The organism is Prauserella isguenensis (genome assembly GCF_014191605.1).
Lineage (GTDB): Bacteria > Actinomycetota > Actinomycetes > Mycobacteriales > Pseudonocardiaceae > Prauserella > Prauserella isguenensis.
The window spans coordinates 1-24,860 of the sequence record NZ_JACHWU010000004.1; the positions used below are offsets into that span (position 1 = coordinate 1).

General features: G+C 70.2%; 21 protein-coding genes. 10 read left to right on the plus strand and 11 right to left on the minus strand.

Annotation, left to right across the window (positions count from 1 at the left end; genetic code table 11):
- Positions 1 to 230 precede the first annotated feature (230 nt).
- From FHS23_RS16305 to FHS23_RS16345, 9 genes are all read right to left on the minus strand, one after another.
- Entirely contained in the window at positions 231 to 797 is a 567-nt protein-coding gene (locus tag FHS23_RS16305) for a TIGR03086 family metal-binding protein (protein ID WP_183656251.1), read from the minus strand.
- Positions 794 to 1,288, minus strand: a complete 495-nt coding sequence (locus FHS23_RS16310; protein ID WP_183656253.1) for an SRPBCC family protein — start codon at positions 1,286 to 1,288, stop codon at positions 794 to 796. The genes FHS23_RS16305 and FHS23_RS16310 overlap by 4 nt, the downstream gene beginning before the upstream one ends.
- Entirely contained in the window at positions 1,285 to 1,644 is a 360-nt protein-coding gene (locus FHS23_RS16315; protein ID WP_183656255.1) for a metalloregulator ArsR/SmtB family transcription factor, read from the minus strand. The genes FHS23_RS16310 and FHS23_RS16315 overlap by 4 nt, the downstream gene beginning before the upstream one ends.
- Before the next feature lie 87 nt (positions 1,645 to 1,731).
- On the minus strand, positions 1,732 to 3,765 hold the full coding sequence (locus FHS23_RS16320; protein WP_183656258.1) for an SGNH hydrolase domain-containing protein: 2,034 nt from the start codon (positions 3,763 to 3,765) through the stop codon (positions 1,732 to 1,734).
- A gap of 549 nt (positions 3,766 to 4,314) precedes the next feature.
- Complete coding sequence (locus FHS23_RS16325) at positions 4,315 to 5,232, minus strand: bile acid:sodium symporter (RefSeq protein ID WP_221219685.1); 918 nt, start codon at positions 5,230 to 5,232, stop codon at positions 4,315 to 4,317.
- Between the two features lie 246 nt (positions 5,233 to 5,478).
- Positions 5,479 to 6,465: an LLM class flavin-dependent oxidoreductase gene (locus FHS23_RS16330; RefSeq protein WP_183656260.1), complete on the minus strand. Its 987-nt coding sequence runs from the start codon at positions 6,463 to 6,465 to the stop codon at positions 5,479 to 5,481.
- 265 nt (positions 6,466 to 6,730) lie between these two features.
- Entirely contained in the window at positions 6,731 to 7,159 is a 429-nt protein-coding gene (locus tag FHS23_RS16335; protein ID WP_183656263.1) for an SRPBCC family protein, read from the minus strand.
- Positions 7,160 to 8,002 carry a phosphoenolpyruvate hydrolase family protein gene (locus FHS23_RS16340; protein ID WP_183656266.1) on the minus strand — a complete coding sequence of 281 codons (843 nt, stop codon included), beginning with the start codon at positions 8,000 to 8,002 and terminating at the stop codon, positions 7,160 to 7,162.
- A 1-nt stretch (position 8,003) separates the two neighbouring features.
- Positions 8,004 to 9,245: a Tm-1-like ATP-binding domain-containing protein gene (locus FHS23_RS16345; protein ID WP_183656269.1), complete on the minus strand. Its 1,242-nt coding sequence runs from the start codon at positions 9,243 to 9,245 to the stop codon at positions 8,004 to 8,006.
- 254 nt (positions 9,246 to 9,499) lie between these two features.
- On the opposite strand from FHS23_RS16345, the gene FHS23_RS23780 reads away from it, so the two are divergent.
- Complete coding sequence (locus FHS23_RS23780; RefSeq protein WP_343054057.1) at positions 9,500 to 9,841, plus strand: NPP1 family protein; 342 nt, start codon at positions 9,500 to 9,502, stop codon at positions 9,839 to 9,841.
- Positions 9,838 to 10,458, plus strand: a complete 621-nt coding sequence (locus FHS23_RS16355; protein WP_183656275.1) for a DoxX family protein — start codon at positions 9,838 to 9,840, stop codon at positions 10,456 to 10,458. The genes FHS23_RS23780 and FHS23_RS16355 overlap by 4 nt, the downstream gene beginning before the upstream one ends.
- 108 nt (positions 10,459 to 10,566) lie before the next feature.
- Here the strand turns inward: FHS23_RS16355 and ilvD are convergent, their stop codons facing one another.
- Entirely contained in the window at positions 10,567 to 12,411 is a 1,845-nt protein-coding gene (gene ilvD / locus FHS23_RS16360; protein ID WP_183656278.1) for a dihydroxy-acid dehydratase, read from the minus strand.
- Between the two features lie 154 nt (positions 12,412 to 12,565).
- Positions 12,566 to 13,156, minus strand: coding sequence for a PH domain-containing protein (locus FHS23_RS16365; RefSeq protein ID WP_343054012.1), 591 nt, complete (start codon positions 13,154 to 13,156; stop codon positions 12,566 to 12,568).
- A gap of 660 nt (positions 13,157 to 13,816) precedes the next feature.
- Between FHS23_RS16365 and FHS23_RS16370 the strand changes: the two genes are divergently transcribed.
- From FHS23_RS16370 to FHS23_RS16405, 8 genes are all read left to right on the plus strand, one after another.
- Positions 13,817 to 15,763, plus strand: coding sequence for an acetolactate synthase large subunit (locus FHS23_RS16370; RefSeq protein WP_183656281.1), 1,947 nt, complete (start codon positions 13,817 to 13,819; stop codon positions 15,761 to 15,763).
- Positions 15,764 to 15,768: 5 nt separating this feature from the next.
- The gene (gene ilvN, locus FHS23_RS16375) at positions 15,769 to 16,275 is read left to right on the plus strand and encodes an acetolactate synthase small subunit (protein ID WP_183656297.1); all 507 of its coding nucleotides are present in this window, start codon (positions 15,769 to 15,771) and stop codon (positions 16,273 to 16,275) included.
- A 90-nt stretch (positions 16,276 to 16,365) separates the two neighbouring features.
- Entirely contained in the window at positions 16,366 to 17,379 is a 1,014-nt protein-coding gene (gene ilvC / locus FHS23_RS16380; protein WP_183656300.1) for a ketol-acid reductoisomerase, read from the plus strand.
- Between the two features lie 93 nt (positions 17,380 to 17,472).
- Complete coding sequence (locus tag FHS23_RS23935; RefSeq protein ID WP_183656303.1) at positions 17,473 to 17,922, plus strand: DUF397 domain-containing protein; 450 nt, start codon at positions 17,473 to 17,475, stop codon at positions 17,920 to 17,922.
- Positions 17,923 to 18,112: 190 nt separating this feature from the next.
- Positions 18,113 to 18,280, plus strand: a complete 168-nt coding sequence (locus FHS23_RS16390; protein WP_183656305.1) for a hypothetical protein — start codon at positions 18,113 to 18,115, stop codon at positions 18,278 to 18,280.
- Positions 18,281 to 18,346: 66 nt separating this feature from the next.
- Positions 18,347 to 19,942, plus strand: coding sequence for a phosphoglycerate dehydrogenase (gene serA / locus FHS23_RS16395; protein ID WP_183656308.1), 1,596 nt, complete (start codon positions 18,347 to 18,349; stop codon positions 19,940 to 19,942).
- 150 nt (positions 19,943 to 20,092) lie between these two features.
- Positions 20,093 to 23,395, plus strand: coding sequence for a S8 family peptidase (locus tag FHS23_RS16400; protein WP_183656310.1), 3,303 nt, complete (start codon positions 20,093 to 20,095; stop codon positions 23,393 to 23,395).
- Between the two features lie 261 nt (positions 23,396 to 23,656).
- Positions 23,657 to 24,703, plus strand: coding sequence for a 3-isopropylmalate dehydrogenase (locus FHS23_RS16405; protein ID WP_183656313.1), 1,047 nt, complete (start codon positions 23,657 to 23,659; stop codon positions 24,701 to 24,703).
- Positions 24,704 to 24,860: the final 157 nt, after the last annotated feature.

The following is a 24,860-nucleotide window of genomic DNA, read 5'->3' on the forward strand; positions in this document are numbered from 1 at the left end:
GGCGAAATATTCAACACCCCGGAATTCACCGACTCCGCCCTCGGAGCCGAACACCACTCCCAAGAAATCCTCGAACGCTACGCCGACGACAGGCACGGCGGCTCTACAGGCCGGCGCGACACCGACCGGCCCGCCGCAGAAGACGGCGACCGGGCCACACCACGCTGACCCCGTGCCCGGGTGCCGGTGGGTCGTGACCGGCATCCGGCCCGGTGCCGCGCTTGGCCGTGTCAGGGACGCCAGGCCGGGTCGCGGCCGAGGAACGCCATCAGCCGGTCCTGGGCCGGTGCGTCGCCGGGCACCGGGACGGCCGGTCCGAACTGTCCACTGTTCCGCAGCAGGTCTTCGACGGCCCGCATGCCCTCCAGCGCGGCGGCGCACCGTGCCGGGTCGAGGTCGGGTTCGCGGCCGAGTGCCTTGGCCAGGTCCCACGAGTGCATCCAGACGTCCGCCGTGTAGAACTCGTCGACCGCCTCGGCCACGGGTTTGGTGCCGATGTGCGGGTTGACGAGCCGCCGGTCGCGCGGGTCGTCGAGGATCGACTGGACGTCGGCGGTGTGCCGACGCCACGCCGCGGCGGGATCGGCCCCGACGTCCAGGTCCGGCAGCGTGACGCCGGCACCGGTGAGGAACCCGCGCGACCACTCGACGAGGTGGGTCACGACGTCGAGTGCCGTCCACTCCGCGACCGGCGAGGGTCGCGCCCAGTCGCCCGGCGCGGCGGAGTCGACCAGCGCGGTCAGCGCCGCCGCGTCGTCGGCGTGCCGCCGGGCCGGGCCGACGGGTGCGGTCGTCATCGCTGGGCGCCGGTGGCCAGCAGCTGGTCGAGCTTCTCGTAGCCTTCGCGGACTCCGGTGTCCATGCCGCTGGCGAGGATGCCGTCGCGGGTCTCGAAGTCCTCGACCAGGCTCAGCCCCCGCAGCCGGGTGCGGCCGCCGTCGAGTCGCTCGAACGTCAGGGTCTCGAGCGAGACGCCGTCCGGCGCGCCCTCGTAGGTGAACGTCCACACGATCCGTTCGTCCGGCCGCACCTCGTGGAAGCTGCCGTAGAAGGAGGCGATCTCCTCGCCGTCCCGGTCGTTGGCGAACGCCCACTCGCCGCCGGTGCGGGCGTCCCACTTGATGATCCGCGTCGTCAGCGAGTGCGGCCCGACCCAACGGCGGTACAGCTCGGGATCGACGTGGGCACGGAACACGCGGTCGGGTTCGGCGTCGAACTCGCGGACGATCTCGATCGTCGGGACCCGTTCGTCGGCCGTGATCTCGGTTTCGTGGGTGGTCGTGGTCATGATGCCTCCGCTTCGGACTCTCGTTCTCGATCGCTCTCCTCGGCCAGGAGGGCGTCGAGCCTGCGGTAACGCTCTTCGGCTCGCCTGCGGTAGCGCTCGATCCAAGTCGACATCAGGTCGAACACGTCCGCGTCCAGGTGGACCGGCCGGCGCTGGGCCTCCTTGCTACGGGTGACCAGTCCGGCGTCTCCCAGTACCTTCACGTGCTTCGACACGGCCTGCAGGCTCATGTCGTAGTGCTCGGCGAGTTCGCCCACGGTCGCGTCGTCGACGGCCAACCTGGCGACCAGGTCGCGGCGGGTCGGATCGGCGAGTGCGGCGAAGGCGCGGTTGAGCTGTTCGGTCCTGTCGTCCACCGTTCGTTCCTCAACTTGTCGGTTGAATAAACGCTAGGACTGCGTGCGCCGTGTTGTCAACCCAATGGTTGAATAACGTGGTGGTGGTCAGCCCATGACGTCGAGCGACGACAGCTGCTCGTCGAGCCACGGCGCGAGCGTGCGCGCATAGGTCGCGGTCAGGTGGGTCGTCACGCCGTAGACGACGACGTCGCCGATGACCGCCGGGCACGTGCCGTCGCGGCAGAACGCGGGCGTCGAGTCGAGCAGCTTCGCGCCCTCGACACGGTTCGCGGCGTGGTCGGCGACGTGCGGATAGTCGAACGCGACGTCCTGTGGGACGGCGCAGTCGTCCAGCCGCTGGGGAGCCCGCGAGACGCAGCTGGGTACGTCCTTGTCCGGATGCGGATTGTCCTTGATCGTGACGACCTGCGCGCCGGAGCCGCGCAGCTCGGACAGCGTGTCGGCGTACCCGTCGCGGAGCTTCTCGGCGCTCGCCGCGGGGTCGAGGCGGCGCTCGCCCTCCATCGCCGTGTACGTGTCACGGCCGCCGGTCAGCACGAGATCGGGCTTCTCCTTCTCGGTGATGCGGGTCAGCATGTCCGAACGCCAGGTGTCGCACTCGGAGTAGTACCGCCGCAGTGCGTCGTTGTGGAGGCCGACCTGCGGCGGCGGGCATCCGGACTTGGTCAGCGCCACCAGTCGCCAGCCGCGGTCCTTCGCGACGCGCTCCAGTGCGGGGAAGTACTGCATGGCGTGCGAGTCGCCGAACAGCACGACGGTGCGGTCGGACTCCGGATCGCCGTAGACGCACGCGGGCGAGGTCGTCTCCGGGCGGTCGGCGTGACAGCCGTCGTCGTAGTTGCGGGGCCAGTCCTGCGGGGCGAGCCGTGGTTCGGGGCGCACCGCGTCGACGGAGCGCTGCACGGCGTCGCCGTGTCCGAGCGCGGGTGCGCCGGTGGCCTCGTCGGGAGCCTTGGTGGGCAGCGACGGGATCGTCAGTGCCAGTACCAGTCCGGAGGCGACGGTGAACACGGTGCACGCCGCTCCCAGTGTCAGCGCGCGCCGTGACCGGCGGAACACCGGTGACAAGCGGAAGGGCTGTTCGACGAGGTGGTACGTCGCCACCGCGAGCACGTAGGCGCCCGCGACGACCGCCAGTCCTTCGACCGCCGACAACTCGCCGAACGCGGCGGCGGCGAACACCAGCGCCGGCCAGTGCCACAGGTACCACGAGTACGACACCCGCCCGAGGTGTCGCATGACCGGCGACGAGAGGAGCTGCTGCGGCCGGGCCGACGGCAGCGCCGTACCCGCGGCGATGACGGCCGCCGTGCCCAGCGCGGGCAGCATGGCCCACGGGGCCGGGAACAGCGTCGCCTCGTCGAACATCACGACCGAACCGCCGATCGCGGCGAGACCAGCCCAGGCCAGGATCGTCGCCGCCCTCGGGGTGAGCCGGGTGATCGGGACGAGTGCGATCACCCCGCCGACGGCGAACTCCCAGCCGCGGCCCAGCGTGTCGAAGTACGCCGTGTCGGCGGCCCGCAGCGTGCCGACCACCGAGTACGCCAGCGAGAGCGTGCCCACGCCGGCGACGACGGCGAGCAGCGTCCGCCGAGGGTCGTGCGCACCGGCGAAGCGCCGCACCAGCCACACCGCCCCGAGGAGGAGAAGTGGCCACACGACGTAGAACTGCTCCTCGACGGCCAGTGACCAGAAGTGCTGCACGGGACTAGCCTGCATGCCGGATGCGAAGTAGTCGACCGCCTGTCCGGACAGCCACCAGTTGATCGCGTACAGGGCCGAGGCGACGAGGTCGGCGGCGACCGAGTCGCGGTCGACGGGAGAGAACAGCAGCCAGGCCAGGAGGGCCACGGCAGCGAGTACGACGGCGACCGCCGGCAGCAACCGCCGGGCGCGACGCGCGTAGAACCGGCCGAGAGACAGCGATCCGGTGTGTGCGATCTCGTCGGCGATCAGCCGGGTCATGAGGAATCCGGACAGCACGAAGAACACGTCGACGCCGACGTAGCCGCCGGTGACCGGCAGCCCCGCGTGGTACAGCAGAACAGCGAGGATCGCCACCGCACGCAGGCCCTCGATGTCGGGCCGGAACCGGCGGGCCGCGTCGGCGCTCACCGCCCCGGCGTCGCCCGGAAGAGTCGCGCTCGGTGCGGTTCCCGGAGACGGTGCGGTCGCCTGCGTCGGCGAATCCCCGTGGCGTGACGGCGAAAGCCCTGGCCGCGGCTGCGAACGCACAGTGATGGAACCTCTCGATCGACGTCGTGGGCCCGCATGGGGGCACGGCGAGCGGCTGCGAGGCGACAGCGGTGTCGGCACGGATCAAGACGCGGTTCGCCGCGGGCGGGTCACCGCAAAGCTGCCTCCCCTCGTTGCGGCTGTCAAGGGTGTCGACCACGTTTCTCGTTGGCTCACAATGGTTTTACCCGAGAGCTCACGGGGAGATCACATCGGTGAGGCGGAGGTCAGGCCGGAACGTGTGCGGCGAGGAGCACGTGAGTCCACCGAGACGACGTCGGCGACGCTCGGGCGAGGCTTCCACCGACACCCCCGTCGGACCTCGGGTGCACCTCGTCGGCGAGCGGGTCGGACCGGCCGGTTCGTACAGTCCAATGTGGATATCACCGACCGGGATCGCGGTCGGTGTGCGGTGAGTCTCCTCCCCGGTCACGTTTCACGGGGCTCGTCCGCCCGGTTCTCCGGCCCTCGTGCGTGGCGGCGCCCGTACCAGATGACCGCCGCTGCCGAGGCATACATGAGCAGGCCGTAGACCCCGGGCGGAACCGCCATCTCGGGCTGTCCGATGACGGTGACGGCGATGAGGATGCCGATCGTGGCGTTCTTGATCCCGAGTTCGACGGCGCCGGCGACCCGGTCGGCCCACGATGCCCGCGTCAACGCCGTCACCCCGAAACCGACCGCCAGCCCACCCAGGTTGAGCAGGATGACGGGGAGGCCGGCGGCCCGCAGGTACTCCCAGAGCTCGTCACCCAGCGACACCGAGATCACCACGATCAGCGCCGCGAAGACGAGACCGCCGAACACCGACACGGCCCGCTCCATGGCATCGGCGACCGCGGGTCTGGCGGCCCGAACCGCCATCCCGAGCAGGACCGGAACCAGGACGAGCACGAGGAGGAGGGCGATGGTTCGCAGCACGGGCACGTGGATCTCGCCGACGCCGGCCGCCGGCCAGATGTCGAGCGCCAGATTGGCGAAGATCGGAAGGGTCACGATCGTGATGAGGCTGGCACTCACCGTCAACACGATCGACAGCGCGACGTTGGCCCTGGCCAGGTACGCGATGAGGTTCGACGTCGTCCCGCCCGGGCACGCCGCGATGATCACCAGGCCGGCCGCGACGAGCGGCGGTAGCGCCAGTAGCCATGCCAGGGCCAGACCGAGCAGGGGCATCAGAACCACCTGGCCCAGAGTCCCGGCAATGGCACTCCGGGGAGTGCGGAGCACCTGGCTGAAGTCCCTGCCGCGGAGGCTCAGTCCGATCCCGATCATGATGACGAACAGGGCGATAGGAAGGCCCGTGTCGAGCAGCGGGCCGTCGAGCAGTGGGTGATTCTCGTTCACGCCTCACCTCCCGGCTGTCAGCGATCATCCCAGCTTTGCCGCGAGTGCGGCCGCTGCTGCGCGGCCGAAGGGGATGTCGCCGGGCTCTCCGCCGGGACCGTCGGCCGGTACCGAGACCCGGTACTTCCGGGTATCACCGCGCGAAGGTGGTCCGTCCGGGGCACGCCCGCGCGCCCGGGCCGAAGCTTCGCGCGGACGTCGACCCGGGTCGTCCGGCTGCGCGGGTACCGACCGGCCGGCGCGGCGTCAGTCGCTCAGCCCGGTGGCGCGGGCGGTCAGCTCGGCGGACCGCAGCCGGTTCTCGAGCGTCGGGGACGGGTGGGTGACGATCAGCTCGTCGGCATCGGCGTGTTTGCCGAACCAGTCGAGGTAGTCGGCGACCTGGTCGGCCGTGCCGACCGCGGAGTAGCGGACCATGTCCATGATCGGCTTGCCCTGCGGCGAGTCGAGGACGGCGTCGGCTTCGGCGTCGGTGAACGTGCGGCCTCGGCCCGCGAGCAGCCGCAGTCGCGAGCGCTTGACGACCTGGGAGTCGGATTCGGCCTGCTCCGCCGTGTCGGCCGCGATGACGTTCGCGCCCGCGATCACGTACGGCTCGTCGAGCTGTTCGGACGGCTGGAACTCGCTCCGGTAGGCCGCGACCGCGGCTTCGAGCGCGTCCGGCGCGAAGTGCGACGCGAACGCGTACGGCAGTCCCAGCGCTGCGGCCAGCTTGGCGCCGAACAGCGAGGAGCCGAGGACGTAGAGCGGCACGTGCGTGCCCTTGCCCGGGGTCGCCTTCACGCCGGAGACGAGGGACTGCTCACCCAGGTAGCCCTGCAGCTCCTGCACGTCCCGGGGGAAGGCTTCCGCCGAGCTCGGGTCGCGGCGCAGCGCGCGCAGCGTGTTCTGGTCCGTGCCCGGCGCGCGTCCCAGGCCGAGGTCGATACGGCCCGGGTGCAGCGTCTCGAGCGTCCCGAACTGCTCGGCGATGGTCAGTGGGGCGTGGTTGGGCAGCATGATGCCGCCGGAACCGAGGCGGATCGTCTCGGTCTGCGAGGCCACGTGTGCGATCAGCACGCTCGTGGCCGAGGACGCGATCGTCGACATGTTGTGGTGCTCGGCGTACCAGACCCGCCGGTAGCCGAGCTGCTCCGCGTGCTGGGCGAGGGCGACGCTGTTGCGGAGCCCGTCACCCACGGACTCTCCGCTGCCGACCGTGGCGAGATCGAGAATGGACAGCGGAGGGGTCATGATCGCGTGCACCTTTCGTCGGGGATCCACCGGGGACACGGGGTGTCCCGTCACGGACAACCACTGCGCCGGACCCGATATTTCGGTGGGGGTCGTGGCTCACAGTGGTTCGCCCTCCGGAAGGCACGCGATCTACCACCCCAATGCGGACGACGTTCTTGTCGCTTTGTTGGCCATGCCGACTCCACACGGTTGCCCACAGCGGTGCCGTCACCCGAACGGGGGAGTCCTCGGCCGCGTGGTCGCCGTGGGCGCCGCCGGGTGGTCAGGCTCCGGCGAGACCGGCGATACCGGTCGCGAAGACACCCTGGCTGAACGTCTTGTCGAGTGTCGCCTCGTCCGCGGCGTCGGCGTCGTACTCGGTCCACCATTCGACGAACGTGTCGCCGGTGGCGGTCACCGGGGCGAGGCGGATGGTGCTGATGTAGCTGCGGACCGGGAACGGCCCGTCGAGAATGTTGTAGGTGTAACTGTGGCCGGGGTCGTCGAGTGCCAGCAGCTGCTCCCGCACGACGGCTCCGTCGGCGAGCGTCAGTTTGCGCACGGCGCCCACCTCGGTGGCGCTGTGGCCCGGTTCGATCTCGCTGCTGTCGATCCCCGGGTGCCAGGCGGGCAGGCCGTTGAAGTCGCGGACGCGCCGCCACACCTCGTCGACGTCACCGGGCACGATTCCGCTGGCATAGGGCCGTGGCATCTACTTCTCCTTTGCGGTTTCCAGCTCCTTGAACTCCCGGGTGCGCGCGGTGAGCGCCTCTTCGACGGGCAGCCGCTCCATGCTGCTGGCGCCGTAGAACCCGTGGCAGTGTTGCGTTCTGGACAGGACGTAGGCCGCGTCCTGCGGGGTGGCGATGGGTCCGCCGTGGCAGAGGACGAGGACGTCGTCGCGGATCTCGCGGGCCGCGGCGGACCATTCGTCGATCGCCGCGACGCAGTCGTCGAGGGTCTTCGCGGTCACCGCGCCGATCGATCCGCTGGTGGTCAGGCCCATGTGGCAGACGAGGACGTCGGCGCCGGCCTCGGTCATGGCGCGGGCGTCGTCCGCGGCGAACACGTACGGCGTGGTGAGCAGGTCGGCGCGGCGGGCGGCTGAGACCATGTCGACCTCGTGCTGGTAGCCCATACCCGTTTCCTCGAGGTTGGCGCGGAAGGTGCCGTCGATGAGCCCGACCGTGGGGAAGTTCTGCACCCCCGAGAAGCCGAGGTCGGCGAGCCTGTGGAGGAAACGGTCGGTGTCGAGGAACGGATCGGTCGCGTTGACGCCCGCCAGCACCGGCGTCCGCTTGACCACGGGCAACACCTCGTCGGCCATCTCCACGACGATGTCGTTGGCGTTGCCGTAGGCGAGCAGGCCTGCGAGGGAACCGCGGCCCGCCATGCGGAAACGACCGGAGTTGTAGATGACGATGAGGTCGATACCGCCCGCCTCCTCGCACTTGGCGGACAGACCCGTTCCGGCGCCGCCGCCCACGATCGGCTCGCCGCGTCGTGCCATCGCGGTGAACGTGGTGAGCAGTTCCTGCCTGTCGATCCGGGGCACGTCAACTCCTTGCTGTGCTCGTGCTCTGTGCCGATGTCGGGTTCGTCGCGTCGGTGAATGCGGCCACGAGCTCGTCGGCGAACTCGGGGTCGTTGAGGTGGTGCCGCGAGCGGATCAGCCGCCGGTTCTCTGTCTGCCTGACCTCGCGCTCGAGCGTGTCGAAGAGCACGGCGTCGACGTCGGGGTCGTGGAACGCCTGCCCGGGCGCGTCCAATGCGGACACGCCGCCCTCGGGCAGCAGGAAGCGGACGGGGCCGTCGCAGGCGTTGAGTTTGCGCGCCAGGAACTCGCCGATCGCTCGGACCTCGTCGGCGGTGGTGCGCATGAGCGTGATCTGCGGGTTGTGCGGGTAGAACAGCCGGTCGGAGTAGTGGTCGGGCACGGTGTCGGGAGCGCCGAAGTTGACCATGTCGAGTGCGCCGCACGAGCCGACGTAGGGGATCCCGGTGTGGGCGATCGCGTCGAGGCGGTGCTCGCCCGCCGCGAGGACACCGCCCGCGACGAGGTCGCAGATCTCGGTCGTGGAGATGTCGAGGACACCCGCGAGGTGGCCGTCGGCTGCGAGCTTCTCCATCGCTGCGCCGCCCGTGCCGGTGGCGTGGAAGACCAGGCAGTCGTACGTCTCGCCGAGCCGGTGGGCGACCGCGTCGACGCACGGTGTGGTGACGCCGAACATGGTGAGCCCGACGGCGGGGCGGGTGTCACCCGCGGGCACGGGATGGGCGCAGGCGCCTGCGAGCGCGTGGGCGGCGTTGCCGAGAACCCGGCGGGAGATGCGGTTCAGCCCGGCGACATCGGTCACGGAGTGCAGCATGGCGATGTCACTCGCGCCGACGTAGGCGCCGACGTCGCCCGCCGCCATGGTCGAGACCATGAATTTGGGCACGCCGACGGGCAGGCCCTGCAGGGCGGGCGTGACCAGGGCCGTGCCGCCGGAGCCGCCGAGGCCGACGACGCCGTCGAGGTCGCGCTGGGCGGGGAGGAACCGGGCGAACGCCTGGGTCATCGCGGCGACGGCGCTACCGCGGTCCCCGGTGAACACCGCGTCGGCACCGTCAGGGTGCCAGGCGGCGACCTCGCGCGCCGGGACGTCGACGCCCGAGGGCGCGGTATCGGAGGGCGCGGTATCGGTGGCCAGGTCGACGGTGCGCACGGGCACCCCGGTCTCGCGGATCAGCTCGGCGACGTAGCGCAGCTCGTCGCCCTTGGTGTCGAACGTGCCGACAACGTATGCACTGCCCACGGACGCCTCCTTCGGCGCAGGTTCTTTCGTGCGGGGAACCTGTGATCACCGTCCATCTGACCACGACCGCGGTTTCGATGCCAGGCGTCGGCTTGTGCCCCGGGGCGCGGGCGGCGAGGCCGGGACCTTCGTGGCCGCGTCGTCGAGCGCGTGGAGCCCTGCGGAAACGATTTCCGGGGTCGGCGAGTGTGAGGCCCTCAACCTCGGACGCGGTGGCGGACCCACCGTTCCAGACGAACACGAGCCCTTCGGGCATGCGGTCGGGTGGCCGACAGGAGCGGCTCGACAGTTCCGGAGCGCTCGACGGCAACTGTCGCGACACATCCGATGTGGACAACCCGAACGCCTGCTCGCGGTCCCGGTGCGACGGAGACCGGTGCGCCTACCGGTACGACCTGTACTTCGAGAAGGACCAGGCCGTCCCCGGGCTCGAGCCTGGCGATCTCCGACGGTCCTTTCGAGAGCACCGTGCAGAAGGCCGCCCGGGGACTTCGCGTTCGATCCGCACGTGTGACGAGACGTCACCATCGCGACACCGCGTGTGCCGTGGCGTTCACCCGGTGGTCGCGGTGATGCTCTACTCTGCGCGGCTATGAGCACACCCGACAACTTCGATTCCCCGACGACGAAGTTCGACGCCGGCACGTTCGACGACTCCGGCTCCGACCGGCAGGGCAACGACAGCCTGCTCGCGGACGTCGAGGAGTCCGCCCCCGAACCCGACCGCTGGCACGCCGGGCTCGACGTCGGCCTGCTCGTGCTGCGGCTCGGGCTCGCCATGGTGATGGGCGCCCACGGCCTGCAGAAGCTGTTCGGCCTGTTCGACGGCCCCGGCATCGGCGGCTTCGCCGACGCGCTGACCGCCATGGGCTACACGGGACAGACGACGCTGCTCGCGTGGATCACGGCATTCGCGGAGACCGGCGGTGCACTGCTGCTGGCGGTCGGCCTGTTCACCCCGATCGGCGCGGCCGCGGTTCTCGGGGTCGCGATCAACATCGTCGTGTCCAAGTTCCAGCTCGGCAGCGGCTACTTCGAGGCCGAACTCGACCTCATGGTCGGGGTCGCGGCACTCACGCTGCTGTTCACCGGGGCCGGCCGCATCGCGATCGACAAGAACACGCCGTGGCGGCGCAAGCCCGGCGTCTTCGGCCTGTTCGGACTCCTCCTCGCCATCGCCGCGTCCATCGTGGTCATCGTGATGTTCCGGTAGCGAACCCCGCCGCTCCGGCGTACCAGGCACGAGAAACGGCGCCGCACCCTCGCCGGGGTGCGGCGCCGCTGTCGTTCGCCGACGGCCCGTGCCGGAGGCCTGTGCCCGCTACCCGTTGAGGTCGCGCACGGCCCCGCGGTCGGCAGACGTCGCCATCTTGGCGTAGGCACGCAACGCCGTGGTCACCGGACGTTCGCGTTCGGCGGGCTGCCACGGCCGTTCGCTCGCGTCCATCTTGGCGCGCCGCTCGGCCAGCACCTCGTCGTCGACGAGCAGCTCGAGGGTGCGCTCGTGCACGTCGATGCGGATCGGGTCGCCGTTCTCGACCAGGCCGATCGTGCCGCCGTCGGCGGCCTCGGGGGAGATGTGGCCGACCGAGATGCCCGACGAGCCACCCGAGAATCGGCCGTCGGTGATCAGCGCACACACCTTGCCGAGGCCGGCACCCTTGAGGAACGCGGTCGGGTGCAGCATCTCCTGCATTCCGGGACCGCCGGAGGGCCCTTCGTAGCGGACGACGACGACGTCGCCGGGCTGCACCTGTTTACCGAGGATCGCCGAGACGGCCGCCTCCTGGCTCTCCACGACCCTCGCGGGCCCCTCGAAGTGCCACAGCTCCTCGTCGATGCCGGCGGACTTGATCACCGCGCCGTTCTCGGCGAGGTTGCCGCGCAGCACGGCGAGGCCACCGTCGACGGTGTAGGCGTGTTCGACGTCGCGGATGCAGCCGCCCGCGGCATCGGTGTCCAACGAGGACCAGCGATTCTCGGTCGAGAACGCCGCCGTCGTGCGAACCCCGCCCGGGGCGGCGTGGAAGAGTTCCACGGCCTCCTCGGACGGCGATTCGGCACGGATGTCCCACGTGGACAACCACTGCTCCATCGACGGCGAGTGCACCGACGAGACGCCGGTGTGGAGGAGTCCACCGCGGTACAGCTCGCCGAGGATCGCCGGGATTCCGCCGGCCCGGTGCACGTCCTCCATGTGGTAGTCCGAGTTGGGCGCCACTTTGGACAGGCACGGCACGGACCGGCCGATGCGGTCGATGTCGTCGATCGAGAACTCGATCTCGCCCTCTTCCGCGGCGGCGAGGACGTGCAGCACGGTGTTCGTCGACCCGCCCATCGCCATGTCGAGTGCCATGGCGTTCTCGAACGCCTCCTTCGACGCGATGCTGCGGGGCAGGGCCGACTCGTCGTCCTCGGCGTACCAGCGTTTGGCCAGTTCGACGACCGTGCGGCCCGCGTTCTCGAACAGTGCGCGCCGCGCCGCGTGCGTGGCCAGCGTCGAGCCGTTGCCCGGCAGTGACAGGCCGAGTGCCTCGGTGAGGCAGTTCATCGAGTTCGCGGTGAACATGCCCGAGCACGAGCCGCAGGTCGGGCACGCGGACCGTTCGACCTCGGACAGCCCCTGCTCGTCGACCGCATCGTTGGCCGACGCCGAGATCGTCGTGATCAGGTCGCTCGACGGGTGCGCGACGCCGTCCACGACGACGGCCTTGCCGGCCTCCATCGGGCCGCCGGAGACGAACACGGTCGGGATGTTCAGCCGCATCGCGGCGTTGAGCATGCCCGGCGTGATCTTGTCGCAGTTGGAGATGCACACGAGCGCGTCGGCCTGGTGCGCGTTGACCATGTACTCGACGGAATCGGAGATGATCTCGCGCGAGGGCAGCGAGTAGAGCATGCCCGAGTGGCCCATGGCGATGCCGTCGTCGACCGCGATCGTGTGGAACTCGCGTGCGACGCCGCCCGCCTCGCCGACCGCCTCGGCCACGATCTCACCGAGATCCTTGAGGTGTACGTGACCGGGGACGAACTGCGTGTACGAGTTGGCGATCGCGACGATCGGCTTGCCGAAGTCACTGTCGGTCATCCCGGTCGCTCGCCACAGGGAACGCGCCCCGGCAGCGTTGCGGCCGTGAGTGGTGGTACGGGAACGCAGAGCAGGCATGTCGACAGGCTACGCCCGGCCTCCCACGGCGTGGACAGGTGGCGGCCCGACATGCGGTGATCCGCGCGTGACCCGTCCGCACTGTGGGACACGCCGCCCTGGAGCCAGCGGCAGATGAGGCGGCGGCGAGTGAGCCGGTGGCGGCCGGTCGGTATCAGGCCGGGCTGGCCGGCCGCTCCGCCTCGCCGGCGTTCTCGGTGGCGTGTTCGGAGGCGGTGTCGGTTTCGCGGGCGGCGGTGTCGGTTCCGGGTTCGGCATCGCTGCCGGTCGCGCCCTCGTCGGCCAGTGCGCCCGACGGATCGGGGATGCGGCCGTCGGACAGCAGCGACAGCACCGGCACGTGATGCAGGCGGACGTAGGGGAGCGGCACGGTCGTGCCGTCCGGCAGTGCCGCGCGGATCGCGGCCTTCTCCGTGACCGACAGGCCGGCGAGGTCGTCCCACGGGATCGAGCGGGAGGTCGTGAGCGTGCGGGCGCTCAGTCCCTCGGGGGTGGCGACCGTGCGGACGCGCACCACCCAGGCCACGACGGCCACCGGGATCAGGTACAGCAACTGCAGACCCGGCACGGTGAAGGCCACCGGTGTGATGCAGAACAACAGGATCGGGATGGTCAACAGCGACACCGGCGGGACACGGAACACCGCGCGGCGCTGCTTGCGCACGACGTGTTCGTCGCGGCTCGCGCGCTCGCGGACCTGTGCCCCGGACTGCTGCTGCTGCGGTTCACCCGATTCGTCTGCCACACCCCGATGGTGCCACCGCCGGGTGCCGTTCCGGCACTCCGGGCGGGTTTGCGCAGGGAGAACGATCACGACGCCGCCGCGCCCGCGTGCGGATGCCGGGCGGCGCCTCGGGACCCGGAACCCGCAACACGAGCCCCGGAACCCGCAACACGACGGTGGTGGGCACGCGATGACGTCCGCTCGGAGGTGCCGGTGTCCGCCGAGTGGATCAGCGTTCCAGTATCCGGAATCACGATCCCGCAGAGTTGACACTCATACCGCGGCCCGATTACCGTCACCGGCGTGACACCGCAGACGATTCTCGTACTTCCCAAGCGCGTTGACGCCGAGAGCGACGCTTAGGAAGCCGCCTCTGCATCAACGCGCGACCCTCGTACGACCACCCCGGTCGGCGGGGGTTTTTTGATGTCGAGGTTGCGATGTCGTCGGGGTTGCGGCGGTGCAGCACCGATCGGGTGACGTCAGGCGAACACCACGGCGACGCCTCGCACCACGGCCTCACCCGGCCGGCACGACCGACAGTCACAACGGGACGACCCCCACAACGAACCGACACCCACAGCGACCCGACGAACCCAACCGAACCGACCCGAGAAGCCGACGAGCCCAGCAGGATCGACTCAGCACGCTCGAGAGCACCAGGACACGAGGCAGACATCGATGACTAGCGCGACCTCGCGATCGGAATCCGGCTCCGCCGGAGACGCCGAAGCCACGGACGCCACCGAGGCGTCCCGCAAGTCCGCCCAGCCGAACGCCCCCCGCCCGAAGCCCACCCCGCCCGCGGGCACGCCCGTCCGCGTCACCGGCGCGCAGTCGCTCGTACGGGCGCTCGAGGCGATCGGCTCGGAGGTCGTCTTCGGCATTCCGGGCGGCACGATTCTGCCCGCCTACGACCCGCTTCTCGACTCGACGAAGGTCCGCCACGTGCTGGTGCGGCACGAACAGGCCGCGGGCCACGCCGCCACCGGGTATGCCCAGGCCACCGGCAAGGTCGGCGTGTGCATGGCGACGTCGGGTCCCGGCGCCACCAACCTGGTCACGCCGCTGGCCGACGCCAACATGGACTCGGTGCCGCTCGTGGCGATCACCGGTCAGCAGACGCGGGCGCTCATCGGCACGGACGCGTTCCAGGAAGCCGACATCTGCGGCATCACCATGCCGATCACCAAGCACAACTTCCTGGTGACCGACCCCGCCGACATCCCGAGGGTCATCGCGGAGGCGTTCCACCTGGCGAGCACGGGCCGTCCCGGCCCGGTGCTGGTCGACATCCCCAAGGACGTGCTCCAGGAGACGACGTCGTTCGCGTGGCCGCCCGAGATGACGCTGCCCGGTTACCGCCCGACCCTGCGCCCGCACGGCAAGCAGGTGCGCGAGGCCGCGCGGCTGATCTCGCAGGCGCGCAGGCCCGTGCTGTACGTCGGTGGTGGCGTGCTCAAGGCGGAGGCGTCGGAGGAGCTGCGTGAACTGGCGGAGCTGACCGGCATCCCGGTCGCGACGACGCTCATGGCGCGCGGCGCCTTCCCCGATTCGCACGACCACCATGTCGGCATGCCCGGCATGCACGGCAGCGTGTCCGCCGTCGCCGCGATGCAGCGTTCGGACCTGCTGCTGGCGCTCGGCGCGCGGTTCGACGACCGGGTGACCGGCAGGCTCGACTCGTTCGCGCCGGAGGCCACCGTCGTGCACGCCGACATCGACCCGGCCGAGATCTCCAAGAACCGCAAGGCCGACGTGCCGATCGTCGGTGACTGCAAGGAGATCATCCGCGAGCTCATCGACGCCGTGAAGTTCGAGCACGACCGGGGCGACAAGCCGGACCTGACGGCGTGGTGGACGCAGATCGACTCGTGGCGCGACACGTTCCCCGCCGGCTACGAGTGGCCCGACGACGGCGCCCTCTCGCCGCAGTACGTCATCGAGCGCATCGGCGAGCTCGTCGGCCCCGACGCCTACTACACGGCGGGCGTGGGCCAGCACCAGATGTGGGCCGCGCAGTTCATCAAGTACGAGAACCCGCGCTCGTGGATCAACTCGGGCGGGCTCGGCACGATGGGTTTCGCCGTGCCCGCGGCGATGGGCGCGCAGTTCGGCCACCCCGACACGCAGGTGTGGGCGATCGACGGCGACGGCTGCTTCCAGATGACCAACCAGGAACTGGCCACGTGCGCGCTCGAAGGTGCCCCCATCAAGGTCGCCGTGATCAACAACGGCAACCTGGGCATGGTGCGGCAGTGGCAGAACCTCTTCTACGACGAGCGGTACTCCAACACCGACCTCGGCACGCACAAGCACCGCATCCCCGATTTCGCGCTCCTCGCGGAGTCGCTCGGTTGTGCCGGTCTGCGGTGTGAGACCAAGGAGGAGGTGGACGACGTCATCAAGCAGGCGATGGCGATAGGCGACCGCCCTGTCGTGATCGACTTCGTCGTCGGCAAGGATGCTCAGGTGTGGCCGATGGTCGGGCCGGGCGCCAGCAACGACGAGGTGATGGCGGCTCGCGGCATCCGGCCGCTGTTCGACGACGACGACGTCGCCGACGGTCCCGCGGCCGACGGCATCGTCGCCGACAGGGCCGTCACCGACGTGCGAGGGGAGCAGTAAGAGTCATGAGCATGCACACGCTGAGCGTCCTGGTGGAGAACGTCCCCGGCGTGCTCGCCCGTGTCTCCGGCCTGTTCTCCCGCCGGGGCTTCAACATCGAGTCCCTCGCCGTCGGGCCCACGGAGAACCCCGAGGTGTCCCGGATGACGATCGTCGTCGCCGTCGAGGAACAACCCCTCGAACAGGTGACCAAGCAGCTCAACAAGCTCGTGAACGTCATCAAGATCGTGGAACTCGACCCCGCCAGCTCCGTGCAGCGCGACCTGCTGCTCGTGAAGGTGCGGGCCGATGCCACCGTGCGCAGTCAGGTCCTCGAAACCGTGGAGATGTTCCGCGCGAAGGTGGTCGACGTCTCGCCGGAGGCCGTCACCGTCGAGGCGACCGGCACGCACGACAAACTGAACGCGCTCATGCGCATGCTGGAACCGTACGGTGTGCGTGAGCTCGTGAAATCCGGCATGGTCGCGCTCGGCCGGGGCGCCCGGTCGATCACCGCGAACTCAACCCGATAGAACCTGCGGCCACCGCGGCCGCCGAGCCCGGGCGCCGCCGACGGCGCGTCGCGGGCACATCATGCGATGGGAAAGGAAGTACCGCCCCTCATGTCAGTCGAAATCTTCTACGACGACGACGCCGATCTCAGCATCATCCAGGGCCGTAAGGTCGCCGTCATCGGGTACGGCAGTCAGGGCCACGCGCACGCGCTGAGCCTGCGCGACTCCGGCGTCGACGTCCGCATCGGCCTGGCCGAGGGTTCGAAGTCGCGCCCGAAGGCCGAGGAGGAGGGCCTGCAGGTCGGCACGGTGTCCGAGGTCTCCGCGTGGGCCGACGTGATCATGATCCTCGCGCCCGACACCAAGCAGCGCGAGATCTACACCGCCGACATCGAGCCGAACCTCAAGCCGGGCGACGCGCTCTTCTTCGGCCACGGCTTCAACATCCGGTACGACCTCATCAAGCCGCCTGCCGACGTGGACGTCGCGATGGTGGCGCCGAAGGGCCCGGGTCACTTGGTGCGCAGGCAGTTCGTCGACGGCAAGGGCGTGCCGTGCCTGATCGCCGTCGAGCAGGACCCGAGCGGTGGCGGCCAGGCTCTCGCGCTGTCGTACGCGGCCGCGATCGGTGGTGCGCGTGCCGGCGTCATCAAGACGACGTTCACCGAGGAGACCGAGACCGACCTGTTCGGTGAGCAGTCGGTGCTCTGCGGCGGCGCGTCGGCCCTCGTGCAGACGGGCTTCGAGGTGCTGACCGAGGCCGGCTACGCCCCGGAGATCGCCTACTTCGAGGTGCTGCACGAGCTCAAGCTGATCGTCGACCTCATGTACGAGGGCGGCATCGCGCGCATGCGCTACTCGATCTCCGACACCGCCGAGTACGGCGACCTCACCCGTGGTCCGCGCGTGATCACGCCCGAGGTGAAGGAGAACATGAAGGCCGTGCTGGCGGAGATCCAGGACGGCACGTTCGCCCGTGAGTGGGTCGGCGAGGACGAGGCGAACCGGCCGAACTTCACCAAGCTGCGCGCGGCGGGCGAGCAGCACCCGATCGAGGAGACCGGCAAGAAGCTGCGCGACCTCATGTCGTGGGTGGACCGCCCGATCACCGAGACGGCCTGATTCGTTCGATAGGTCCGTTTTTTCGCCGCGAACCCCCAGGACGTCCACCGACGTCTTGGGGGTTTGTGCTGCTCAGGACTACCGTGCGGGGTGATGATCGACGGCGTTGACCCTGGCGCGTCATCGGCCCCGGGCCCGGGCGGGACCGCCGGCCCGTCCCGCGACCAGCAGGCGAAACAGGAAGTGTCGGCCGCACTGGACCTGAACTCTGTCCGCTGGGCGCGACTGCGTGACGAGTCCGGCGCCGAACGAGGCCCCGTCGAGTACGCGTTCGTTCCCCACAGCGACGGCGTGACGTACGTCGTGCTGCGCTCCGCCCTCCGCGGCGCGAGCGACGGCGGCGACCCCCGGACCGGCACCGACGGCGCCCACGGGAGTAGCGCCCACGGGAGCAGTGCCGACGGGAGTAGCGCCGACGGGAGCAGTGCCGACACGCACGGCGGCGGCACGGGGGAGAGGGCCGTGCTGGTGTTCACTCCCTCGGAGTGGGACGCGTTCCTCGCCGGGGCGCGTGACGGCGAATTCGACCGTCCGCAGGATTGATCGATGCGGGCCCGGCCTGATTCGGCACCTGAATCGGGCATAGTGACCTGACGAACGAAGTTCGAAATAGGTCGCCGTGACCAGCGACGACGCACGAAGGATCCGCCACGATGGCGCCGATTTGTCGTTCGAGCATTGCGTCTGCGTTAACTCAGGCGGATACACTCCTCCCGATCGAGGGCACACCGACGTGACCTCGACCACGTCGACGATCGCCGCGGCCGGCGATCAGCACCCGGCAGATCGGTCGGCGAGTGCGGGGCAGGCGCAGGTCGTGACACGCAGCCCGTGGCGCGAGACGGAGGTCCGCGTCGCCGGGGCGGCCGACGTGCAGGCGGCTCGGGCCGGCCTGCGGTGAGCGATGCCGCGAGAGCGAGAGTGTCTGCCGCGCAAAACCAGTGAGTCGAGCTACGAAAGGCGCAACGTGACCACTTCCACCAAGCCCGTCGTCCTCCTCGCCGAGAAGCTCGCTCCCTCCGCGGTGAGCGTCTTCGGAGACGAGGTCGAGATCCGGCACGTGGACGGAACGGACCGGCCGGCACTGCTCGAGGCGGTGAAGACCGCCGACGCGCTGCTCGTACGGTCCGCGACGCAGGTCGACGCCGAGGTGCTCGACGCCACCAGTTCGCTGAAGGTGGTCGCCCGCGCCGGTGTCGGTCTCGACAACGTCGACGTGCCCGCGGCCACCCAGCACGGTGTGCTCGTGGTGAACGCGCCGACGTCGAACATCGTTTCCGCGGCCGAGCACGCCGTCGCCCTGTTGCTGTCGGTGCTGCGCCGCGTCCCGGCCGCCGACCAGAGCCTGCAGGGCGGCGCATGGAAGCGCAGTTCCTACACCGGTGTCGAGTTGAACGGCAAGACCGTCGGCGTCGTCGGTTTCGGCAAGATCGGCCAGCTCGTGTCGCAGCGCCTCGGCGCGTTCGACACGAAGCTGCTGGCCTACGACCCGTACGCCTCGGCGGCCCGAGCCAAGCAGTTCGGCGTCGAGCTCGTCAGCCTCGAGGAGCTGCTCGAGCGCGCCGACATCGTCACGGTGCACCTGCCCAAGACGCCCGAGACCAAGGGCCTGATCGACGCGGCGGCCCTGGCGAAGACCAAGAAGGGCGTCGTCGTCGTCAACGCCGCCCGTGGCGGCCTGATCGACGAGGCTGCGCTGGCCAAGGCAGTGTCGGACGGCCACGTGGGCGGTGCGGGCATCGATGTGTTCGAGTCCGAGCCGGTCACCGAGAGCCCGCTGTTCGGCCTGCCCAACGTCGTCGTCACGCCGCACCTCGGTGCGTCGACCAGTGAGGCGCAGGACCGCGCGGGCACCGACGTCGCGAAGTCGACACTGCTGGCGCTGCGTGGCGAGTTCGTGCCGGACGCCGTGAACGTCGCGGGCGGTGCGGTCACCGACGAGGTACGGCCGTACCTGCCGCTGGCGCAGAAGCTCGGCACCGTGCTGTCGGCGTTCAGCGCGAAGGCGCCGCAGTCGGTGGCGGTCGTGGCCTCCGGTGAGCTGTCGGGCGAGGATGTCAGCGTGCTGCAGCTGGCGGCGTTGCGCGGCGTGTTCGCCAACGTCGTCGAGTCGCAGGTGACGTTCGTGAACGCGCCGCGGCTGGCCGAGGAGCTCGGCGTGCAGGTGTCGGTGACCACCGAGCCGGAGAGCCAGAACTACCGCAGCCAGCTGACCGTGCGTGCGGTGCAGGACGACGGCACGGCGCACACGGTGTCGGGTTCGGTAACCGGCAAGGAGGAGGTGCAGAAGCTGATCGAGATCGACGGCAGGCACTTCGACATCCGCGCCGAGGGCAACATGCTCCTCATGGAGTACCCGGACAAGCCGGGCACCATGGGCCGCGTGGGCACCGTCCTGGGCGAGGCCGGGGTGAACATTGACGCCGCGCAGATCAGCCAGACGGCCGACCGGTCGAATGCCGTGATGCTGCTGCGTGTGGACCGCCCGGTCGACCCGGCCCTGCTCGACCCGATCGGCGCCGCGGTGTCGGCCCGGAAGATCCGGTCGGTCACCTTCCCGTGATGACCTTCCCGTGACGGCGGCCCTGTAACAGGTCCGAACCATCACATTCGGGTAAAACGCTACGAATTACGCTATTGGGTGACGCCCCCGATGGTGTTGGCTGGCTGACTATCGATCGTCAACCTCCCGACCCATTGGGGGCGCCCCAATATGCATCGCTGGCGAGCACGACTGCTCGCGACCTGTTCGACCGCCCTGCTGGCCGCGACGTTCGCGGCGGGCGGGGCGTCGGCGCGGGACGCGGCGAGTATCGACCCCTTGCCGGCCGCGTCGGCCGACCTCGACCCGGGCCTCGCTCCCGACGGCATCTCGCCGCGCCTGGCCGACGCGCAGGGCCGGGTGTCGGCCTTCGTCGAGGTGAGGAAGCAGGCGGCGGTCGACGCGTTCAACGACGAGAAGGCCAACGGGACGAAGACCGCCGCGGCGGCCGCCAAGCGTGCCAGGGAGTCCGCTCTCGGCGCCGTCGACAAGGTCGTCGGCGGTCTCAGGGCGTCGGACGGGCGCACGACCGTACTGGCGCGCACGGCCAACGCGATCGTCGGCGCCGTCGTCTCCGCGGACGCGCAGCGGCTGCGTGAACTGGCGCGGCGCGACGACGTCGTGTCGGTCAAGCCGATCGTGCCGAAGCAGCACCAGAACGCCGGTGCGGACCAGCTGACCAAGGCCGTCGACGTCTGGCAGCGGACGGGGCATTACGGCGAGGGCGTCAAGATGGGCGTCATCGACAGCGGGATCGACTACACGCACGCCACGTTCGGCGGGCCCGGCACCAAGGAGGCGTACGAGTCGGTCGACCCGACGAAGGAGGCCCCGGAGCTGTTCCCGTCGGCGAAGGTCGCGGGCGGCACGGACCTCGTCGGCGACGACTACGACGCCTCGGGTGAGAACGGCTCCGAGACCCCGAACCCCGATCCCAACCCGTTGCCCTGCATGGACCACGGCACGCATGTGGCCGGTACCGCGGCGGGCTACGGCGTCGAGGCCGACGGGTCGACGTTCACCGGTGACTACTCGAAGCTCGACGGCGACGACCTGATGGACATGAAGGTCGCACCGGGCAGCGCCCCCAAGGCCGAGCTGTACGACATCAAGGTGTTCGGCTGCGCCGGGTCGACGGCCGTCATGGCGCAGGCGATGGACTGGACGCTCGACCCGAACGGCGACGGCGACTTCTCCGACAAGCTCGACGTCGTCAACATGTCGGTCGGCAGCGACTACGGCGCGCCGGACGACCCGGAGGCCGACTTCGTGCGCAAGCTCGTCGACAACGACGTGCTGCCGGTGATGTCGGCGGGCAACGGCGGCGACCTGTACGACGTCGGCGGCAGCCCCGGAAACACGCGGGAGGGCCTCGGCGTCGCGAGTATCCGTGACTCCTACGTCCTGCGTGACGCGGTCGAAGTGGCCGCGCCGTCCGATGTGGCCGGTCGGGTGGCCGGGCAGTTCAGTCTGTACTACACCGATTACGAGTCCCTCGACATCACGAAGCCGGTCGTGGCGCTGTCGGAGGGCAACGCCCACGGTTGCGGCGAGTACTCCGAGTCCGACGCGGCCACGGCCGAAGGCGGGATCGTCTGGCTGGAATGGGACGACAACGACGGGACGCGCGAATGCGGCTCGGGCGCCCGTGCCGACAACGCCACGGCGGCCGGTGCCGCCGGCGTCGTGTTCACCTCCGGCCTGCAGAACTTCGGCGCGGCCATCGCGGGCAACGAGGACGTTCCCGTGTTCCAGCTGACCGGTGAGGCCACGGAGAAGCTGCGCCCCGCCCTCGACGCGGGCACCCTCGAGATCACCATGTCCGGCGACGGTCGCACGTCGCTTCCCACCGAGGACGAGTCCATCGAGGACACTCCGAGCTCGTTCAGCTCGCGCGGGGTGCGCGGCCCGGCCGTGAAGCCGGACCTGGCCGCACCGGGTGACACGATCGCCTCGGCCCTCATGGGCGGCGGGGACGCCGCCACCGTCATGTCCGGTACGTCGATGGCCTCGCCGCACGCGGCGGGCATCACGGCGCTCGTGCGTGAGGTGAACCCGGACTGGACCGCGACCGAGGTCAAGAACTCGGTCATGAACACCGCGGCCCACGAGGTGACCTCCGACGGCACGGTCGTCGGGCCGCAGCGCGTCGGCGCAGGCCGCATCGATGCCGAGGCCGCGGTCGACAACGACGTGATGGCGTACTCGCTGCGTGACCGCGAGGCCGTCAGCGTGTCGTTCGGCGTGCTCGAGGTCGCGCGTCCGACCACGAAGCGCAAGGTCGTCCGCATCGTCAACAAGGGCGACGAGACCGCGACGTACTCGGTCGGCCACGAGGCCTCCTCCACGATGCCGGGCGTGAGCTACGAGCTCTCGAAGGAATCGGTGACCGTGCCCGCGGGCGGCAGCGCCCACGTGACCGTGACGTTGCGGATCGACCCGTCGGCGATGCGCAAGACGATCGACCCGACGCTCGAGCGGAACCAGCTCGGCGCGCCGCGGCAGTTCGTCGCCGAGGCGGCGGGCCGCATGGTGCTGCAGCCCGAGGGCGACGGGGCGACGCTGCGGCTGCCGGTGCACGCCGCGCCGAAGCCGGTGGCCAAGCTGCACCACTCGCGCAACATCGCGTTCCGCGGCGGCTCCGACACCGCGGACGTGCGGGTGCGGGGGCGTGGCCTGGACCAGGGGTCCGGCAGCGAGGCGTATCGCTCGCTGATGAGCATCATGGAGCTGCACGCCCGTTCACCGCAGCTGCCGCCGTGCCTCGGTGAGCAGACCAGCGAGTGCACCGTCAACGAGACGGCAGAGGGCGGCGACCTGCGCCACGTCGGTGCCACATCGGTGGGCGAGGGCGACGATGCGCTGCTCGCGTTCGGACTGTCCACGTGGGGCAACTGGTCGAGCCTCGGCGGGCACACGATCCCGTACGTCCAGACCGACACCGACGGTGACGGCCGGCCCGACTACGAGACATACGCCATGCCGATGCCGTCCACCGACGTGCTGGTCGCCCACACCGTGCGACTCGCCGACGGCTCCACTGTGGACCTGCAACCGGTCAACGGCCAGTTCGGCGATGTCGACACCAACACGTTCGACAGCAACGTGGCGGTGCTGCCGGTGTCGTTGAGCGCGCTCGGAATCGACCCGGCGGCCGCCGCGCACGAGATCGGCTACACGGTCGGTGTCTCCGGGTACTACGGCGACCCGGAGACCGGCGACGTCGACACGATCGACGAGCCGATCATCTTCGACCCGCTGAACCCCGAGTACACCGTGGCGGGTGCCGACGGTGCGGCGCTCTCGTACGTGGCGGGCCGCCGCGACACGTTCACGGTGACGCGGCACCCGGATTCGGCGGAATCGGCCGAGGGCCTGCTGGTGCTGAGCCACCACAACGCCTCCGGCAGCCGGGCCTCGACGATCGGCGTGCACGGACTCGACCACCGCACGGTCTCGACGACCGACGGCTGAGCGGACGGGGTGAGCCCTCCCGCGGCGGCCGTCCCGACGGGTGGACACTCCGCTGGGCCGATGCCGCGGGAGGGAGCTCAGCGCGGGGTCCCGGGCACAGCCGTGAGGCCACCGGCCGGGGGACCCGCGAGGGGGTCGCATGGGCCGTTGGGGTGGTCGTGGGTCGACAGTTCGTCGACGCCCGGTAACCTGCCGTCGCTGGCTTTGGATGCGAATGGGGTACCCGCGGTCGATGGGGCCCGATCTGACGGAGGTGTGAGGATGCGGCTCGCTGTGATCCCGGGTGATGGGATCGGGCCCGAAGTGGTCTCCGAGGCGCTCAAGGTGCTCGGGGAGGTCGTCCCGAACGCCGAGACGACGAGCTACGACCTCGGTGCGTCCCGCTGGCACTCGACGGGTGAACTGCTGCCCGAGTCGGTGCTGGGTGAACTCGCCGAGCACGACGCGATCCTGCTGGGCGCGGTCGGTGACCCGAGCGTGCCGAGCGGCATCCTCGAGCGCGGTCTGCTGCTGCGCCTGCGGTTCGAGCTCGACCACCACGTCAATCTCCGCCCCGGTCGGCTGTACCCGGGCGTGCAGGGCCCGCTGGCGGACCCGGGCGAGATCGACATGGTCGTCGTTCGGGAGGGCACCGAGGGGCCCTACGCCGGCAACGGCGGACTGCTGCGCAAGGACACCGAACACGAGATCGCCACGGAGGTCAGCCTGAACACGGCCTTCGGCATCCGTCGGGTCGTGTCGGACGCCTTCCGCCGCGCCAACGAGCGCCCGCGCAAGCACCTCACGCTCGTGCACAAGACCAACGTGTTGGAGCACTCCGGATCGTTGTGGTCGCGGATCGTCGAGGAGGTCTCGCTCGAGTACCCGGAGGTGTCGGTGGCGTACTCGCACGTGGACGCCGCGACGATCCACATGGTCACGGACCCCAGCCGGTTCGACGTGATCGTCACCGACAACCTGTTCGGCGACATCATCACCGACCTTGCGGCCGCCGTGACCGGCGGTATCGGCCTGGCCGCCAGCGGCAACCTCGACATCTCGGGGCGCAACCCGAGCATGTTCGAGCCCGTGCACGGCAGCGCCCCCGACATCGCCGGGCAGAACGTCGCAGACCCGACGGCGACGGTGCTGTCGGTGTCGCTGCTGCTCGACCACCTGGGGGAGAAGGAGGCCGCCCGCCGCATCGAGGCGTCGGTCGCCTTCGATCTCGCCACGCGGGACCAGGCGTCGCCGGGCACGACGACGGCGATCGGCGACCGGCTCGCCGCGCTGGTGTCGTCCAACGCGGCGCCGCGGCCCGCTCTCTGAGCACACGCTGAGCTCCCGCGAAGGGCGCCCCGGCCGAGGGTCGGGGCGCCCTTCGCATGTTCGGGCCCGGCGGCGGTGCCGGACCGGCGGACGGCGTGTCCGGAATGTGGGAACTGCGCCCAGTGGTTGGACGCGGCTGCCGGCGATATGGCATGCT

Coding starts and splice junctions, on each gene's coding strand:
- FHS23_RS16305 (WP_183656251.1), bottom strand. CDS start 797: ATGACGACCGCACCCGTCGGCCCGGCCCGGCGGCACGCCGACGACGCG.
- FHS23_RS16310 (WP_183656253.1), bottom strand. CDS start 1,288: ATGACCACGACCACCCACGAAACCGAGATCACGGCCGACGAACGGGTC.
- FHS23_RS16330 (WP_183656260.1), bottom strand. CDS start 6,465: ATGACCCCTCCGCTGTCCATTCTCGATCTCGCCACGGTCGGCAGCGGA.
- FHS23_RS16335 (WP_183656263.1), bottom strand. CDS start 7,159: ATGCCACGGCCCTATGCCAGCGGAATCGTGCCCGGTGACGTCGACGAG.
- FHS23_RS23780 (WP_343054057.1), top strand. CDS start 9,500: ATGCGGTCGGGTGGCCGACAGGAGCGGCTCGACAGTTCCGGAGCGCTC.
- FHS23_RS16355 (WP_183656275.1), top strand. CDS start 9,838: ATGAGCACACCCGACAACTTCGATTCCCCGACGACGAAGTTCGACGCC.
- ilvD (WP_183656278.1), bottom strand. CDS start 12,411: ATGCCTGCTCTGCGTTCCCGTACCACCACTCACGGCCGCAACGCTGCC.
- FHS23_RS16370 (WP_183656281.1), top strand. CDS start 13,817: ATGACTAGCGCGACCTCGCGATCGGAATCCGGCTCCGCCGGAGACGCC.
- ilvN (WP_183656297.1), top strand. CDS start 15,769: ATGAGCATGCACACGCTGAGCGTCCTGGTGGAGAACGTCCCCGGCGTG.
- ilvC (WP_183656300.1), top strand. CDS start 16,366: ATGTCAGTCGAAATCTTCTACGACGACGACGCCGATCTCAGCATCATC.
- FHS23_RS23935 (WP_183656303.1), top strand. CDS start 17,473: ATGATCGACGGCGTTGACCCTGGCGCGTCATCGGCCCCGGGCCCGGGC.
- FHS23_RS16400 (WP_183656310.1), top strand. CDS start 20,093: ATGCATCGCTGGCGAGCACGACTGCTCGCGACCTGTTCGACCGCCCTG.
- FHS23_RS16405 (WP_183656313.1), top strand. CDS start 23,657: ATGCGGCTCGCTGTGATCCCGGGTGATGGGATCGGGCCCGAAGTGGTC.